At 33.0% G+C, this 15,222-nt stretch carries 11 protein-coding genes; 7 read left to right on the forward strand and 4 right to left on the reverse strand.

Annotation, left to right across the window (positions count from 1 at the left end; genetic code table 11):
• From BM253_RS01410 to BM253_RS01420, 3 genes are all read right to left on the reverse strand, one after another.
• A complete protein-coding gene (locus BM253_RS01410) occupies positions 1–882 on the reverse strand; it encodes a DUF72 domain-containing protein (protein WP_091517859.1) in 882 nt (293 codons plus the stop codon).
• Between the two features lie 73 nt (positions 883–955).
• Positions 956–1,642: a response regulator transcription factor gene (locus BM253_RS01415; RefSeq protein ID WP_091517862.1), complete on the reverse strand. Its 687-nt coding sequence runs from the start codon at positions 1,640–1,642 to the stop codon at positions 956–958.
• Positions 1,639–3,003: a sensor histidine kinase gene (locus BM253_RS01420; protein WP_091517865.1), complete on the reverse strand. Its 1,365-nt coding sequence runs from the start codon at positions 3,001–3,003 to the stop codon at positions 1,639–1,641. Before BM253_RS01420 ends, BM253_RS01415 begins: the two co-directional genes overlap by 4 nt.
• A 111-nt stretch (positions 3,004–3,114) precedes the next feature.
• Between BM253_RS01420 and BM253_RS01425 the strand changes: the two genes are divergently transcribed.
• Entirely contained in the window at positions 3,115–3,543 is a 429-nt protein-coding gene (locus BM253_RS01425; RefSeq protein WP_091517868.1) for a carboxypeptidase-like regulatory domain-containing protein, read from the forward strand.
• Positions 3,544–3,579: 36 nt separating this feature from the next.
• On the forward strand, positions 3,580–5,472 hold the full coding sequence (locus BM253_RS01430) for an outer membrane beta-barrel family protein (RefSeq protein WP_143095559.1): 1,893 nt from the start codon (positions 3,580–3,582) through the stop codon (positions 5,470–5,472).
• A gap of 56 nt (positions 5,473–5,528) precedes the next feature.
• Here BM253_RS01430 and BM253_RS01435 read toward each other — a convergent pair whose 3' ends face one another.
• The gene (locus tag BM253_RS01435; protein ID WP_245758422.1) at positions 5,529–6,182 is read right to left on the reverse strand and encodes a DUF6891 domain-containing protein; all 654 of its coding nucleotides are present in this window, start codon (positions 6,180–6,182) and stop codon (positions 5,529–5,531) included.
• Positions 6,183–6,402: 220 nt separating this feature from the next.
• Between BM253_RS01435 and BM253_RS01440 the strand changes: the two genes are divergently transcribed.
• From BM253_RS01440 to BM253_RS01460, 5 genes are all read left to right on the forward strand, one after another.
• The gene (locus BM253_RS01440) at positions 6,403–7,551 is read left to right on the forward strand and encodes an MFS transporter (RefSeq protein WP_091517875.1); all 1,149 of its coding nucleotides are present in this window, start codon (positions 6,403–6,405) and stop codon (positions 7,549–7,551) included.
• Between the two features lie 131 nt (positions 7,552–7,682).
• A complete protein-coding gene (locus tag BM253_RS01445) occupies positions 7,683–8,057 on the forward strand; it encodes a hypothetical protein (RefSeq protein WP_091517879.1) in 375 nt (124 codons plus the stop codon).
• A 110-nt stretch (positions 8,058–8,167) separates the two neighbouring features.
• The gene (locus BM253_RS01450) at positions 8,168–11,371 is read left to right on the forward strand and encodes a toxin-antitoxin system YwqK family antitoxin (protein ID WP_091517881.1); all 3,204 of its coding nucleotides are present in this window, start codon (positions 8,168–8,170) and stop codon (positions 11,369–11,371) included.
• Complete coding sequence (locus BM253_RS01455) at positions 11,310–13,274, forward strand: transglutaminase domain-containing protein (RefSeq protein ID WP_177205682.1); 1,965 nt, start codon at positions 11,310–11,312, stop codon at positions 13,272–13,274. Before BM253_RS01450 ends, BM253_RS01455 begins: the two co-directional genes overlap by 62 nt.
• Positions 13,261–15,222 carry a DUF3857 domain-containing protein gene (locus BM253_RS01460; protein WP_091517887.1) on the forward strand — a complete coding sequence of 654 codons (1,962 nt, stop codon included), beginning with the start codon at positions 13,261–13,263 and terminating at the stop codon, positions 15,220–15,222. Before BM253_RS01455 ends, BM253_RS01460 begins: the two co-directional genes overlap by 14 nt.

Genomic DNA, 15,222 nt, shown 5'->3' on the forward strand with positions numbered 1-15,222 from the left:
TTAAAATAGTGACAAATCATTTTTTCCGGGATACGGAAGATCTAACTTAAACTCGGTATTCAATTGCTTTATGAAATGTGTTGCCAGCAAAGGCGATTCTAATTCGGTATTTTGATGAATAAAGAAATATAGTTTCTGCAAACCACTTTCGCGCCAGTCTTTAAGAACCGTAAGCCAATCGTTTAACCTGTCGTAATCGGCAGCGGTATTTGCACCAACGTATCGCACAAAAGCGGTGTTACTTGTTAAACGCATGTGCAACATGTCACGGCGACCGGCAGTATCAACAATAATATTTGCTACATTGTGCTTTTGCAACAAATTACAATATTGATTGAAAACGGTTGTATCTGCAAACCATTCTTCGTTACGAACCTCAACAGCCAACGGAAAACCTTTTGGGAATTCTTCGATAAACTTTTGTAATCGATCAAAATCTTTTGGTTTGAAATTCTCGTGCATTTGTAGGAAAATCATTCCTAATTTATCTTCGAAAAAAGCCAAAGCATCGGTAAACGCCAACACTTTTTCATTGGTATTCAACAACCTGCTGTAATGACTGATTGATTGCGGAATTTTAGGAAAAAACTTAAAAGTTTCTGGTGTTTTATCGTTCCAAATCTGCACCTGATCTTTAGAAGGCGAACTGTAATAGGTAGCATTCAGCTCGATACTGTTGAACTGTTGCGAATAGTACGTCAATTCGTCTTTTGTGCCTTTGGGATAGAAGTTTTTTAAATCGGTTTTGTTCCATTTGGCGCAACCAACAAAAACTTCAAAATTACCTTTGGCATATTTATCTAAAACGGCATAGGTTTCGGGCGGAGTTGGCGGTAAGGTAAAATCGACCAAAGACGGATCGGCAACTTTTCCAAATTTCATTTTTTATTTAAAGATAGCTTTTTTCTTAAAAACTGTCGATAATAATTGTTGATAATTACAGAGCTAGTTATATTTAATCTACCGGAAAAACAACATGAAAACCCACACCGCGAATTGACTGAATTTTTATACGATCGTCGTTTTGGAAGTATTTACGTAAACGGCTTATAAAAACATCCATACTTCTGCCTGTAAAATAATCGGTATTTTTCCAAACGTGTTGTAAAATAACTTCGCGGGTTACTACCTGATTGTTGTATTGTGTAAGCAGTAAAAGCAGCGAAACTTCGCGTTCGGTTAACTGATAATCTGTGTTTGAATGTTGCAAGATCAACTGTTTTGGTTTGAAAATATAACTGCCAATTAGTATTTCTTCTCTTGTTGATTTATAGCCTTTGCGGTTTAGAACATTTTTTATTCGAAGGATTAATTCTTCCGGATCGCAGGGCTTTGAGATATAATCATCGGCACCTAGTTTTAATCCTAAAATACGGTCTATCTGCTGATTTTTTGCTGTGAGAAACAAAAACGGAAAGTCAATCTTTTCTTGTAGTTTTTTTGCCAAGGTAAATCCGTCCATTTGGGGCAGCATTACATCTAAAATAGCAATATCGCATTGATTTATTATGGAAAAATCATCTAAAGCCTTCATAGGATTTTGATACCAATGTACATTAAAATCATACATTTCAAGGTATTGCTTCAATATAAAACCAAAATCGTATTCGTCTTCAACCAATAAAACCGTAACTTTTTTCATAGTTCAATACTTAAATGACATCCTTTGCCTAAACTGCTTTTAACCTGTATGGTTCCATGATATTTTTCTACAATTTTACTTACCAAATACAAACCTACACCCAAGCCTTTAACGCTGTGAATGTTGTTAATGGGAACGCGGTAATACTTATCGAAAATATATTTTTGTTCGTTCATTGCAATGCCTATTCCGTCGTCAATAACATCAATTCTCAAAGCATTTTCGTTTTGAAAAATAGAAATTTGTATGTTTTTACCGCCGTATTTAATGCTGTTGTCTATCAGATTTCCTAAAATGGTTTCAAGATCAGACACATTTATCGGTAATTCATCGGTAAGAGTTTCAATAGAAATTTCCCAGTTAATATTTGGATACAACGTTTTATAATCATCAATAAATTCTACAATCTGCTTTTTTGTTGCGCGATTATTTTGAAAATCTTCTGTATTCAAAGGCTTTAAAAGATGTTCCAATCGATTTATTTGTCGATCCATTAACGTAAGTGTTTCTGTACTGTACGCTTTTTGAATTTGTTTTGAAGCAATCTTCAACGTTGCCAAAGGCGTTTTAAATTCGTGTGAAATATTGTCAATGGTATCGTGCAGCAATAAAACCTGTTTGCGTTGTTCGTTATACTTTTTGTACGATTGAAAATACAGCACAAGCACCATTATCATTATAAAAATAGAAACTGCAAACAACCCCCAAAGCTCTTTAAACAGAATTGTATTCATATTTAAAATATCGTAATAAATTGCCTGCTGAATCACATAACTTCGTTCATCGATTTTAGAAACAGATTTTTCGTAAGTGCGGGCGATATTAATTTTATCGTCAAAACTTTTTGTATTCAGCGTATCTCTTTGTGTTTCAGTTGTTGAATTGGATTGGGTAGATTCCCATTTAGACTCGCTCAATAAATAATTTTCAATCGGTTTAGGATTGGTCGTATAAATAACAATTGGTTTTGAAACTATTTGCTGGTTATTGGTGTTATCGTACACACTCAATAATTCTTTTTTAAACGCTAATTCTAAACCACTTTCTTTGTATTGTTGCTTCACATAGGCGCGCAACTCTTTGGCAAGACTGTCATTTTTCAACTTCATTTCTGTTTCAAAATGTTGTCGGGCAGCTGCTTTACTATCAAATTCTTGCCATAGATATAAACTTTCATCCCAACGGGTATCTTCTAAAAATGAATAATCAACGGTTGTTTTTTCAAATATTTCTTTGGCTTTACGTTTAATCTCGCTCTTTTTCAGCAAAACGGTATTGTACAAAAAGTACGACTGTATTGCAGCCAAGACCACAAACAGCAACGAAAAGTAAAGGATAGGATGTTTTCTTAAGTTTTTCATCAATAGCAAATATAGAAAAACTATTATCTGTAAAAGCACGTTAACCGCCCATTAACCGTTCGTTAACCCACACACTGTAAAAATAGCCACACATTTGTAAAAAATAATCACATGAAAAATACTATACTCTTTTTAATGCTTTTATGTTGTACGCAGATTTGGGCACAGCAACAAAATATTCAAGGCACAGTTTATACAGAAGGTAATATTCCTATTCCATTTTTAGAAATTAGAATTCTTGATACTTCACAAAACTATCAGCAATCGGTGGCGACAGATTCATTAGGAAATTTTGAAATTATTACAGATCAATCTGAAATTATTTTGGATATAAATGATGATTTTCATCAACCATTACAACAGCAAATTTCTGTAGAAGATCAAAAGAACGAATTAACATTGTATCTGATTCCTTTAGAAGAACAACTGACTGAATTAACCATAAGCGTTAAACGCCCAAAAGTAAAACAGAAAATAGACCGTATGGTATTTGATGTTGAAAACAGCTCGTTAAGCAACTTAAATACGTGGGAAATTTAAAAACGAACGCCTAACATCACCGTTAAAAACAGCAGTTTGCAGGTACGCAATAACAGCAGTGTTTTGGTTACTATTAACGATAAAAGATGGATGATGTCGTCGCAAGAACTGCAAACTTTGCTAGAAAACACTCCGGGGAACGAATTGCAGGCTATAGAAGTTATTACAAATCCGCCGGCACAGTACGAAGCATCGGGTGCTGCCATTGTAAACATCAAACTAAAACAGAACAAACTGTTGGGTTACAAAGGAACCCTTTTTGGCAAGTACGAGCAAAGTATGTATGCCAAAGGTGTAGCCGGAATAAGTAATTTTTACAATGTTGGGAAATGGAATTTTGCTGCGAGCTATTATCATGGTGGCGGTAATTATGTTCGCAAAAGCAAAGATTATGTTTTTTACGAAGAAGATGCTACAACATGGAAAACCATTACAAACCGTAAAGATACCAGCAAATCGCAGAACACTTGGAATGCTATGATTGGTTATGAAAAAGATTCGTTAACCAGTTTTAATTTAGGAATCAACGGATTTTATCAGCCAAATTCGCACGGTTTATACAACATTCCTACAGTAATTACGAACAATAGCAACGAAGTTATTTCGTATTTTAATACCATAAACGATCATAACGAAAACAACAATCAGATCAATGCGTATGCACAATTTCAGAAGAAAATAAACGATCATACTTTATCATCAACCGCACAATTTACCAACAATTCAAAAAACAAGTTTCAGGATATCATCACTCAATATCCAACTTCAAGAAATCAATTTACGAATGATGAAGAAAGCAGTACGCAGGTTTTTGCCGTTCAGGTTGATGATTCTTACAAAAAAGACAAATTTATGTGGGACAACGGGTTAAAATTCAGCACCATTTCGTCTGATTTCACGATGCTTTTTTCTGATGATGAGAATGGAAATTTACAGTTGAATCCCGATAAAAGCAACGATTTTAATTATACCGAAAAAAATTACGCGGCCTACAGCAGTTTTAGTTACGATTTGGAAAAATGGTCTTTTAAAGCCGGGTTGCGTGCAGAATACACACAGTTAGAAGGCGTTGTAGAACAACCTGCCGATGTTAACAAACAATCGTATTTACAATGGTTTCCTACATTGTATGCGCAGTATAATTTTCAAAATTCGCACCAATTGGGAATCTCGTACGGAAAAAGAATTACGCGACCTTATTATTCGTGGTTGAATCCGGCAAAATCATATTACAACGAATTCTCTTATTTTCAAGGCGATCCACGTTTGCGACCAACCATTACGCATAATATCGAACTAAATTACAGTTTTAAAAACGCAATCATTACTCCGTATTATCGTTACGAGAAATTCCCTGCAATGGAAATCAACTTTCAAATTCCCGAAACTAAAAACTTAATGTATCGATACACCAACATAAAATCTGAAAATGCTGCAGGTTTGCAACTTTATAAAAACTTTGAAATTTCTGAAAAGTTATCTGTCGATTTTAGTACCAATACCGAATACCGACAACAATATTTTTGGGATTTAAAAAACCAATTGTACGAAAATAAGCGATTAACATTTAACGGAAGAACCAACGTACAGATTCAGTTAGACCAAGCAGCCGACTGGGTTTTAAACACGAGTTTCTTTTATACATCGCCAACCATTCAGGGAACGTTTAACATATCAAGTTTTTCAAGTACATCGTTACAAATGACTCGTAAGTTTTTTAGTAAGAAGTTAGACGCATCGATTGCTTTTAATGATATTTTTTATAGTGAAAAAACAAAGATCAGTACAAAATACGCCAACCAGAATAATTACTTTTTAGATGCTGTTGACACCCGAAATTTTATGATCACACTGCGCTATCAATTCGGAAATCAATCGTTGAAAACAGCTCAAAAAATAGAAAAAACAGAAGAACAAAACCGCTTATGATTACATTTTTTTAGAATTAGTTAATTGAAAAAGCCACTCAATTGAGTGGCTTTTTCTTATTTATTTAGTAAAATCGCATCGATTACGTAGTTGTAATTCAACAAATCGCGATCGTCTTCGTTATAAATTCGTTCCCATTTAAAATCAGGCAGAAAAATGCGTGTTGCTGCTTTTCCATTCCAATCAACTTTTAAATTGTGTTTTTCTAAAACTTCCACAATTTTTTTGGCAACTTCTCTGCTAACAACATCGCTTACGTTGTTTATCTTTTGAAAACTAATGTACAAACCTTCGCCACGAACTGCACGTTCCATATCCTGACCATGGTAAAAACAGTATCCTTCCGATTTTTCGTCGTTATCAATCAAAGTACGCTCAACTTCAGTAACTTCATATTCGCCGTCATCATTGGTAAATCCTGTATAATGAAGTGCAATAATTTTAGATTCTGCCAACTCATCAAAAGCCGCAATTAAACGGTTGGTTTGTGTGTTGTCGCCCCAAGATTCACTTTCTTTTAAAAGCTCTTCGTTCACACGATCAATCTGCTCGTATGCCCAATCTTCGGAAATTTCGTCTTCAAAACCATTATCTTCAATTTCTTCGATAATATTGTTCTGAATATCCTCTAAACTGTAAAATCCCGAACGTACCTGCGTGTAAATAGAATCAAAAATAAATTGCTGATCTTCAGACATACTCTGTTTCATATTAAATGTGCTTTTTAGCCTTTTAACTATTTTAAATTTTTAATAGTACGAATATATTAATTCCATTTAAATTTTATACATAGGCTATTAATTTTTTATATTTTTTTTCTAATTAATACAAATGATAACGTTAAAACAACACAGCCATTAAAAGAAGTTTATTTAGGAAAGGTGGTTTTGTAAAGTAAGCACTACCTTTGCAAATTGATATTTTAAGATAATGAATAAAGGATTAATTGCTTTGGCATTTGGCGGATTAGCCATTGGTATGACCGAATTTACCATGATGGGAATTTTGCAGGATATTGCCAAAGACCAGCAGATTGAAATTACCCAGGCAGCCCATTTTATTGCATTGTATGCATTAGGTGTTGTGGTTGGCGCGCCTATTTTAACCATTTTTACAGGAAAGATCGCTCCGAAAAAAGTGTTGTTATTATTAATGTTGCTTTTTATAGTTTTTAACGGATTGTTTGCCATTGCGCCAGAATACAGTACTTTGGCAATTAGCAGATTTATGTCGGGCTTGCCACACGGCGCTTTTTTTGGGGTAGGATCGGTAGTTGCTGCACAATTGGTTCAAAAAGGAAAAGAAGCACAGGCAATTGCCTTTATGTTCACTGGTATGACCATTGCGAATTTAGCCGGCGTACCGCTTGGCACGTACATTGGGCATCATTATTCGTGGCGAATTACTTACGGAATCATCGCCGCTTTAGGATTAATTACCATTGCAAGCATCTACTTTTGGTTACCAAATATGAACAACAAAACAAATGGCGATTTAAAACAGCAGCTTTCGTACTTTAAACAGGCAAAAGCGTGGTTAATTGTTGCTGTTATTTCTATTGGAACAGGTGGTTTGTTTTCGTGGATTACCTACATTTCGCCAATGGTTACAAAAGTGGGCGGTTTAAATGAAGATCGAGTTCCGTTTATTATGATTTTGGTTGGACTGGGAATGTTCTTCGGGAACATTTTAGGCGGAAAACTGGCAGATACCATTTCTCCGACAAAAGCAGCGATTGCTTGTTTTACCACGATGGCACTTACGCTGGTTACGGTTTACTTCACGGCACACATTACATCGTTAGCTTATGTAATGGCATTTGTTACGGGAATGGTTGCTTTTACCATTGGATCTCCGTTGCAAATGATGCTGATTACATCGGCAAAAGGATCCGAAAATATTGCAGCTGCAGCCGGTCAGGCAAGTTTTAACATTGGTAATACTTTAGGAGCTTATTTAGGCGGAATCCCAATCACACTTGGTTATGCCTATAATTCGCCGGTGCTGGTTGGTGTGGGTATGGCTGGTATTGGTGCGATGCTTGCTACTGTTTATTTGAAGAAATATCTGGAACGATAAAATACACTTTTTGTAGAAAAAATAAACATATTTTGCGTTTTCTGTAATTTAAACACGGTTTAATTAGCGATATATCAGCAGTGGCACAATGCTTGTTTTAAGTTAAGTGTAACAATAATATTTTAAGAGCTATGAAAAGTATTTTAAAGATTTTCGGAATTTTATGTTTATCAATCTTTGTTTTTACAGCATGTAGTGATGATGACGACCCAGCAAACAACGATTTTTTTGTTGGCAGATACAACGGTAAAGTAACATTTGCCAACGGCGACGAAAGTAAATCGAACCATAACGGACATGTACAGGTTGTAAAAGTTGGTGATAAATACAACTTTTTATTTTCGGACAGTATCCCAGATATTACCGGAATTGAAATTGAGAAAAATGATAACACGGCTGTAATGATCGGTTCTAACGAAACACATTACATAAGAATTACAGCAAGCAAATTAACCATGCTGTATTTAAAAGATGGTGCAACTTGGACAGCAGATGCCAATAGATAAAATAAATAGTATTTTTTTTAAGAGTCATATTTTTTAATATGGCTCTTTTTTTTATATTTACTCAATTTATTAAGTTATTTTTAACATATTTTCTACTAAACACTACATTTATGAAAAACAGATATTTAGCTTTTTTGGCTATAATCTCTCTACCTTCATTTGGTCAGAACTATTCGGCTGAAGAGTTTATCTCTACTGGAATCCAACAACATCAAGAGGAGTCTTATGATAAAGCAATAGAAACTTTTAAAAAAGTAAACTTAAGTGATCCTAAATATTTAACTGCGCAATATGAAATCATCAATTCACTTGTTGCACAGAAAAATTTCGAGGAAGCGCTAGTACTTTCTTCCAAACTTTATAATGACAAAAAATTTACTGAACTTCCTGAATTACTTGCATTACATGGAATTGTATTAAGTGAAAACAATAAATTGGAAGAAGCTTTAAAAACTTTTGATTTTGGATTGGAACTTCAGCCTCTATCAGCACATTTATTAGCAAATAAGGCAGTTGTGCTTCGCAAACAAAACAAGAATCAGGAAGCCTTAGATATTTATAAAAAAATTATTTCTGTTGATCCCACACATACAAGTGCTGTTTACAATTTAGGAATTATGGCTCTTGAAGACGGTAAAATTGTAGAAGGAAGTATGGCGTTAATGACCTACCTTATGTTTGAACCCCTTACCGGAACATCTGCAAATGCCTTGGTTGCCTTAAATAAAAAATACCACCAAAACTATTCAAACAAACCAAAATTAAAATATTCCGAATCGGGAGATAATTTTAAAGAGCTAGAAGAATTGTTAAATGCCCAAGTGCAGTATCACCAAAACTTTTCCTTGAAAATAGGAATTGATGATGTTGCAACAAGAAATATGCAGGCAATAGTTGATTATTTTGAAACACACGAAATAAAAGACGGCTACTTTGAGAATCAATTTGGTAAAAATTTTAAAGAAATTGCAACTGCCGGTCAAACTAAAAATTATCTTTATTTCTCATTGGCGTCTGTAAGTGCTAATTTTGAAAAAGAGTATAATAAAAATGAAAAAGAGTTAAAAAATTATATTGATAATTTTCTAACTACTAAAATTTCAGAGCAATACTTTATAAGTTATCGGGAAGGTAAGAAATATAAAATCTTTAGAGAAAACAGTGAAAAAGTTATACTACCACTTAATCAGAAAAACGAATTAGAAGGAATTGGTATTGTAGAAAATCTTTTAGGAACAAAAAAAGCAGATATTACCTACAAAAACAACAACCTTAACGGTATAAAAAATTATTACGATCCGAACGGAAACCTTAGTCTTTCAGAAAATTATTTAGATGGAGAAATAACAGGCGCAGTAAAAGATTATATTTTAGACAATAAGCTTATTTTAGATATAGAATCTAAAAACGGTAAAGCAAACGGCAAATACACTACTTATTACCCAACATCGGGCAAAAACTGTGAAGGTACTTATGTAGACGATTTTTATGATGGGCTGTCAGAATGCTTTTTCCCAGACGGTACTAAAAGAATTATTGCTAATTATAAAAATGGTAATTTCAACGGCGAGTACAAACGTTTTAACGAAACCGGAACTTTAGTATTACACACAAACTACACAGAGAATGAGATTGATGGTGATTTTCTTGAATATTACGACAACGGCAATTTAAAAGTAGAATCTAAATATATTAAAGGCAAACCTTTAACTTATACAACCTATCATCCCAACAAAAAAGTAGAAAACCAAATTACTTATCAAGATCATAAAATTGTTTCCAGCGAGCTTTTTTCTGTTGATGGAAAATTACTTGAAAAAGAAAATTATGATGCAAAAGAGAATTTAATTTCTGCAGAAAGCTTTGATGAAAGCGGACATAAATATCAAACACACTTTTTCAAGAATGGAAAATACAGCAATTCAGAGTTTCAATTTACAAACGCACCTGTCTTAAAAAACAAAGATAAAACGCAGTATCAAAATTACAATGCATTAGGAAACCTTATTGCAGAAGGATCGTTCGAAAAAAGTAAACCTGTTGGCGAATGGAACTATTATGACGAGTTAGGATATTTAAAAAGTAAAACAACTTTTGACAACGATGGAAATTATCTTAAAGTTGAAGCATTTTTAAACAACGGTCAAAAAGATTATAAAATTTCTTACAAAGAAAATCTTTACAATGGTTTGTTTGAAGATTTTTGGAACAACAAAATAAAATACACACAATACTATGATGAAAATGGCTTAAACGGTCCGGAAATTTTGTATTACGATAATGGTAAAGTTTATACAAACTCATTTTACGTCAACAATAATTTAGAAAACGAAAAATATATTTACACTCAAAATCAAAAGCTTTATCGTAAAGATATATTAAGTACTAACTTAACAATGGCTTCTACATTTTATTTGTTAGATACCCCAATAACTTTTGAATATGCCGATAAAAACGGAAAGTTTACTATTAAAGAAACTTCAGCAATTTCTAAAACGTTTGAACTAAAGAACGGACAATTACACGGACCTTCAACAAAGCAAGCAGGTAGTTTAGTGTTAAACAAAGAAAACTATGTAAATAACGTATTGCACGGAAAACAAATTTATAATGCCCCTACCGGCAAACCTATTATTGAAACAGATTATTTTACAGGTAAACGCCACGGTATATCTAAGCAATACGATCATTTTGGCAATCCTATTATAAACTCGCAGTTTGAATGGGGTAAAGAAAACGCGGTAAGAACAGTTTTTATTCCTGGAATAAATAAAAAATCTAACGAAATAAATTTTATTAACGACCAACGCCACGGAACAAATACCATTTTTGGAACAAATGGCGAAACACTTGCCGTTATTCATTATTATTATGATACACCAACAGGGTATCAAACGGTAGATAAAAAGGGCAAATTATCAGACAAAATACCATTTACAAAAGAAATTAATAAAATTGAATCACATTATAAAAACGGAAATAAGGCATTAGAAATTAATTTGAAAAACTTTTTATACAATGGTGATTACAAGTTAAATTTTGAAGACGGATCTTTAGCATACCATGTTCAATATAATTTCGGCAGATTAAATGGCAGTCAACTTATTAATTACGAAAATGGTCAGCGTTATATGCAAACATCGTTTATAAATGGTAGACAAGAAGGAAATACCATCTACTTTGATAAAAACGGAGACAAACTGATTGAAGCCAATTATTCTGAAGATGAACTTCACGGAAACTATAAAATTTATGAAAACAATAAAATTAAACATAACTATACCCTTGATTCAGATATTTTGGTGGCGCTTTAGCTTAACTGTTTTACTGTTATCAGGATTTTTTTGTAATGCACAGCCTGTTTCCAACTTGCAACAAAAATATCCGGGACAATCAGAAATTGTAACAGATTATGTAGAACATTATCATATAGATGTCAACAAAAACAATCAGTTGGTTATCTCACAAGACAATCATGAAGAGTCTATGATTATTAGTGACAAAGGTGGATTTAGTGCCGTAGAAAGCATTGTTTTTTCTGATCTTTCACCAATAAAATCATACGAAGCTTACACGATAAACACTATAAACGGCAAACAGAAAAAAACCGACGTTGCGCATATTGCAGATAAAAAACTAGACCGCCAAAGTGTTTTTGATAGCGATGTAAAGCTTAAAACCTTTAATTATGCCAATCTAACAAATGGCAGCAAGAAAGTTTTAAAATATAAAATTGAATTTGCTGATCCGTTTTTATTGCATAGATTCATGTTTGCAACAGGTTATGTAAACGAAAAAAGAACCTTAAAAATAAGTCACCCGGAAACTGTAAAAATAGATTATAGGTTGTTTAATATTGATAAAAATGCGTTGGATATTAGTACCGAATCTAAAAAAGGCATTACTACCATAACATTAAAAAAGGAAAACATACCTGCTATGAAAAGCGACGGAGGTGCTGCCGGAAATATGTATGAAACTCCTCACCTTCACTTTTGGATTTCAGAATACAAAACCAAAGATCAACTGATACCTGTTTTAGGATCTGTAGATAAACTATATGCGTATTATCACAACTTTATATCAAAAATAAACCAAAAAGAAAGTCATGATTTAAAAGCATTTACTTTAGATCTTACAAAAAACTGTACTACCGATGATGAAAAAATGAAAACCATTTTTAAGTGGGTTCAAAAAAACATTAAATATGTAGCGTTTGAAAGTGGTTATGAAGGCTTTATTCCCAGAGAAGCAACAATGATTTTTGAACGAAAATTTGGAGATTGTAAGGATATGACGAGTATAATTACCGAAATGGCTAAATATGTGAATGTACCAAATGTAAATTTTACTTGGATTGGCACGCGCGAATTACCTTACACCTATCAGCAACTTCCAACTCCTGCGGTAGATAATCACATGATTGCTACATATATTAAAGACGGAAAAAAAATATACCTTGATGCAACAGATGCAAATGTGCCATTTGGTATGCCTTCCGGTTTTATTCAAGGTAAAGAAGCGCTTATTGCACAAGGCAGTTCGTACATTATAGCAACAGTTCCAGAAGTTGACGCACAATTAAACAACATTACAGACGTAACTGATATTTCATTATCAGAGCAAAAAATTATTGGCAAAGGCACGTACGCAGCAAACGGTTTAGTTGCAACACAATATCGCAATGTAATTGGCGATAACACGCGCCATAGAAAAGAGTACGTTTTTTCTTTGTTAGAAAAAGGAAATAACAAGTTTAAGCTTTCTGATTTTACCGAAAAAGATTTCGACAATAATGAGCAACCTTATACCATTACTTATAATTTTGAATTAGACAATTACATAGTGAGTTCTGGTGACGAAATGTATGTAAACCTTACATTAGATAAACCTTTTCAAAACGATGTTTTTGAGCCTACCCGTTCACAAACATTCAGCCACGATTTTTTAAGCAATCAGTCATACCGTGTTACACTAAACATTCCGGAAGGAACCAAAGTAACACATTTACCAGAAAACGCTTCTTTTTCAAATGATTTAATAGCCTTTAATTTTAGCTATTCTAAAAAAAATAACACGGTAGAACTAAATTACAATATTCAAATAAAACAAATGTTAATTGCACCTCAGCAATTTGCGTTATGGAACGAATCATTAAAAAGACTAAAAGAAAATTATTTAGAAACCATTATAATCAAAAAAAATGACAAAAATTAAAAAAGTACTTTTAACCCTTTTCATTAGCGTAAGCGTATGGAATGTGCAAGCACAAAAGTTTGAGTTTAAAAACTACGAATTTTCATCGGCAGAATATAAAATAGATCCAAAATTTCAAAAAGAAGAAGAAATTATTTTAGAACGCCACATTAAATCTGAATTTGTATTTGAAGATAATGCGGCGTCTGAATATCGACTCGTTCACGAAAAAAAATTAATAAATTCTGATAATGCCATTGAACGTAACAACAAAGTTTACATTCCGGCAGGTATGAACGATAATCTTATTGCCAATAAACTACGTGTTATACTTAAAAATGGTAAAATCATTGAGTTGAAACAATCTGATATTAAAGAAGAAATTGACGAACAAAGGCAAACAAAGTATAATTATTTTGCAGTAAACGGTCTAGAAAAAGGAGCAATTATTGAAAAATTTTACATTATAAAAAAAGAGCCTGAAATTTCGGGTAGCAGCTTAAAATTACAAGGTAGCGAACCTGTTCTAAGAACCACAGTGGAACTTATCTATCCAGAACGTTTACTATTCACCTCAGCATCGTACAACGGATTTCCTAGTGCCCAAAGCAAGTTAAAAAGCTACAAAGAAAAAAATTCACTTTTTGTAGAAGCTTTCAATATTCCGTCGGTTCCAGATAACGAGCGTCAAAGTAATATCCTAAAAAACAGTCAACGCTTTAGTTATAAATTAGACGAAAATATTTCAACCAATACTAAAAATATTCACAATCATTCCGATTATGCTAAAAGCTTATACGAAGCTTATCACCGTGAACTTTCAAAAGCAGAAGAAAAAGCGTTAGAAAATTTTGTAAAGAAATTCCAAAAAACATCGGATCCACTTGCTCAAATTCAAAATATCGAAAAAAACATCAAAGAAAACATACAGTATAACCGTTATTTTTCTGCAAATGAAAATTTAGTAGACATTATTAACAACAAACAAGGAAATCTGTTTGATTTACTAAAACTATACGCCAATGCGTATAAAAAGATGAATGTTCCTTACGAAATTGTTTTTACTACAGATCGTTTTCAGAATATTTTTGATCCAAATTTTGAATCGTATCTTAATTTTAAAGAAGTACTTTTCTACTTTCCAACAGCAGATGTTTATGTAGAACCAGGAGCACCAGCCTACAGAACACCAATGTTTGATGACCAATTTGCAGGAAATCATGGTTTGTTTGTAAAAACAAAAACCTTTGGTGGTATTAAAGTGCCTGTTTCAGAAGTAAAAACAATTGATTTCCCTAAAAATCAAAGTATGTCTGTTATGGATATTCATGTTGATTTTTCTAACAGTGTTACCGATCCAGCATTGGTTTCAAAAATTAAATTTAATGGTTACGAATCATTAAATTTTCAACCAGCAAAAGATTTTTCTGATCCAACAGAATATCAAGAGATGTTAACATACATAGCAAAAAACTATACATTTGAATCAGAAATTGCATCGGTAGAAGCTAAAAATGAAGGATTAGAATTTGTAGGTAAAGAACATTTTGTGATAGATGTTAAAGCCAATGCAAAAGATTTAATTACCAAAGCCGGCAACAATTACATTTTTAAAGTGGGTGAAGTAATTGGCAAACAAATGGAAATGTACGAAGAAAAAGAACGTGTTTTTCCTATAGAAATAGACAATCCACATTCGTATGACAGAACCATAACATTAACGCTTCCGGCAGATTATAAGATTAAAAATCCAGAAGTTTTTAATATGAACCAATCATTAACTTATCAAGGAAAAGTTGTTGCCGATTTCATATCATCGTACGAGATTAAAGGCAACCAGTTAATTGTAAAAAATACCGAACATTACGAATTTGTAGAACTGCCAGCAAGCGTGTATCCGCAATATCAAAAAATTATAAATGCAGCCGCAGATTTTAATAAACTGTCTGTGATATTAGAAAAAAAATAA

Origin of the sequence: Paenimyroides ummariense, assembly GCF_900115115.1 — a bacterium.
Classification (GTDB): Bacteria; Bacteroidota; Bacteroidia; order Flavobacteriales; family Flavobacteriaceae; genus Flavobacterium; species Flavobacterium ummariense.

What these genes read in the sequence shown, in the direction of transcription:
- BM253_RS01410 (WP_091517859.1), bottom strand. Translation starts at nt 882, where the DNA reads ATGAAATTTGGAAAAGTTGCCGATCCGTCTTTGGTCGATTTTACCTTA.
- BM253_RS01440 (WP_091517875.1), top strand. Translation starts at nt 6,403, where the DNA reads ATGAATAAAGGATTAATTGCTTTGGCATTTGGCGGATTAGCCATTGGT.
- BM253_RS01425 (WP_091517868.1), top strand. Translation starts at nt 3,115, where the DNA reads ATGAAAAATACTATACTCTTTTTAATGCTTTTATGTTGTACGCAGATT.
- BM253_RS01420 (WP_091517865.1), bottom strand. Translation starts at nt 3,003, where the DNA reads ATGAAAAACTTAAGAAAACATCCTATCCTTTACTTTTCGTTGCTGTTT.
- BM253_RS01455 (WP_177205682.1), top strand. Translation starts at nt 11,310, where the DNA reads ATGAAAACAATAAAATTAAACATAACTATACCCTTGATTCAGATATTT.
- BM253_RS01445 (WP_091517879.1), top strand. Translation starts at nt 7,683, where the DNA reads ATGAAAAGTATTTTAAAGATTTTCGGAATTTTATGTTTATCAATCTTT.
- BM253_RS01415 (WP_091517862.1), bottom strand. Translation starts at nt 1,642, where the DNA reads ATGAAAAAAGTTACGGTTTTATTGGTTGAAGACGAATACGATTTTGGT.
- BM253_RS01460 (WP_091517887.1), top strand. Translation starts at nt 13,261, where the DNA reads ATGACAAAAATTAAAAAAGTACTTTTAACCCTTTTCATTAGCGTAAGC.
- BM253_RS01435 (WP_245758422.1), bottom strand. Translation starts at nt 6,182, where the DNA reads ATGAAACAGAGTATGTCTGAAGATCAGCAATTTATTTTTGATTCTATT.
- BM253_RS01450 (WP_091517881.1), top strand. Translation starts at nt 8,168, where the DNA reads ATGAAAAACAGATATTTAGCTTTTTTGGCTATAATCTCTCTACCTTCA.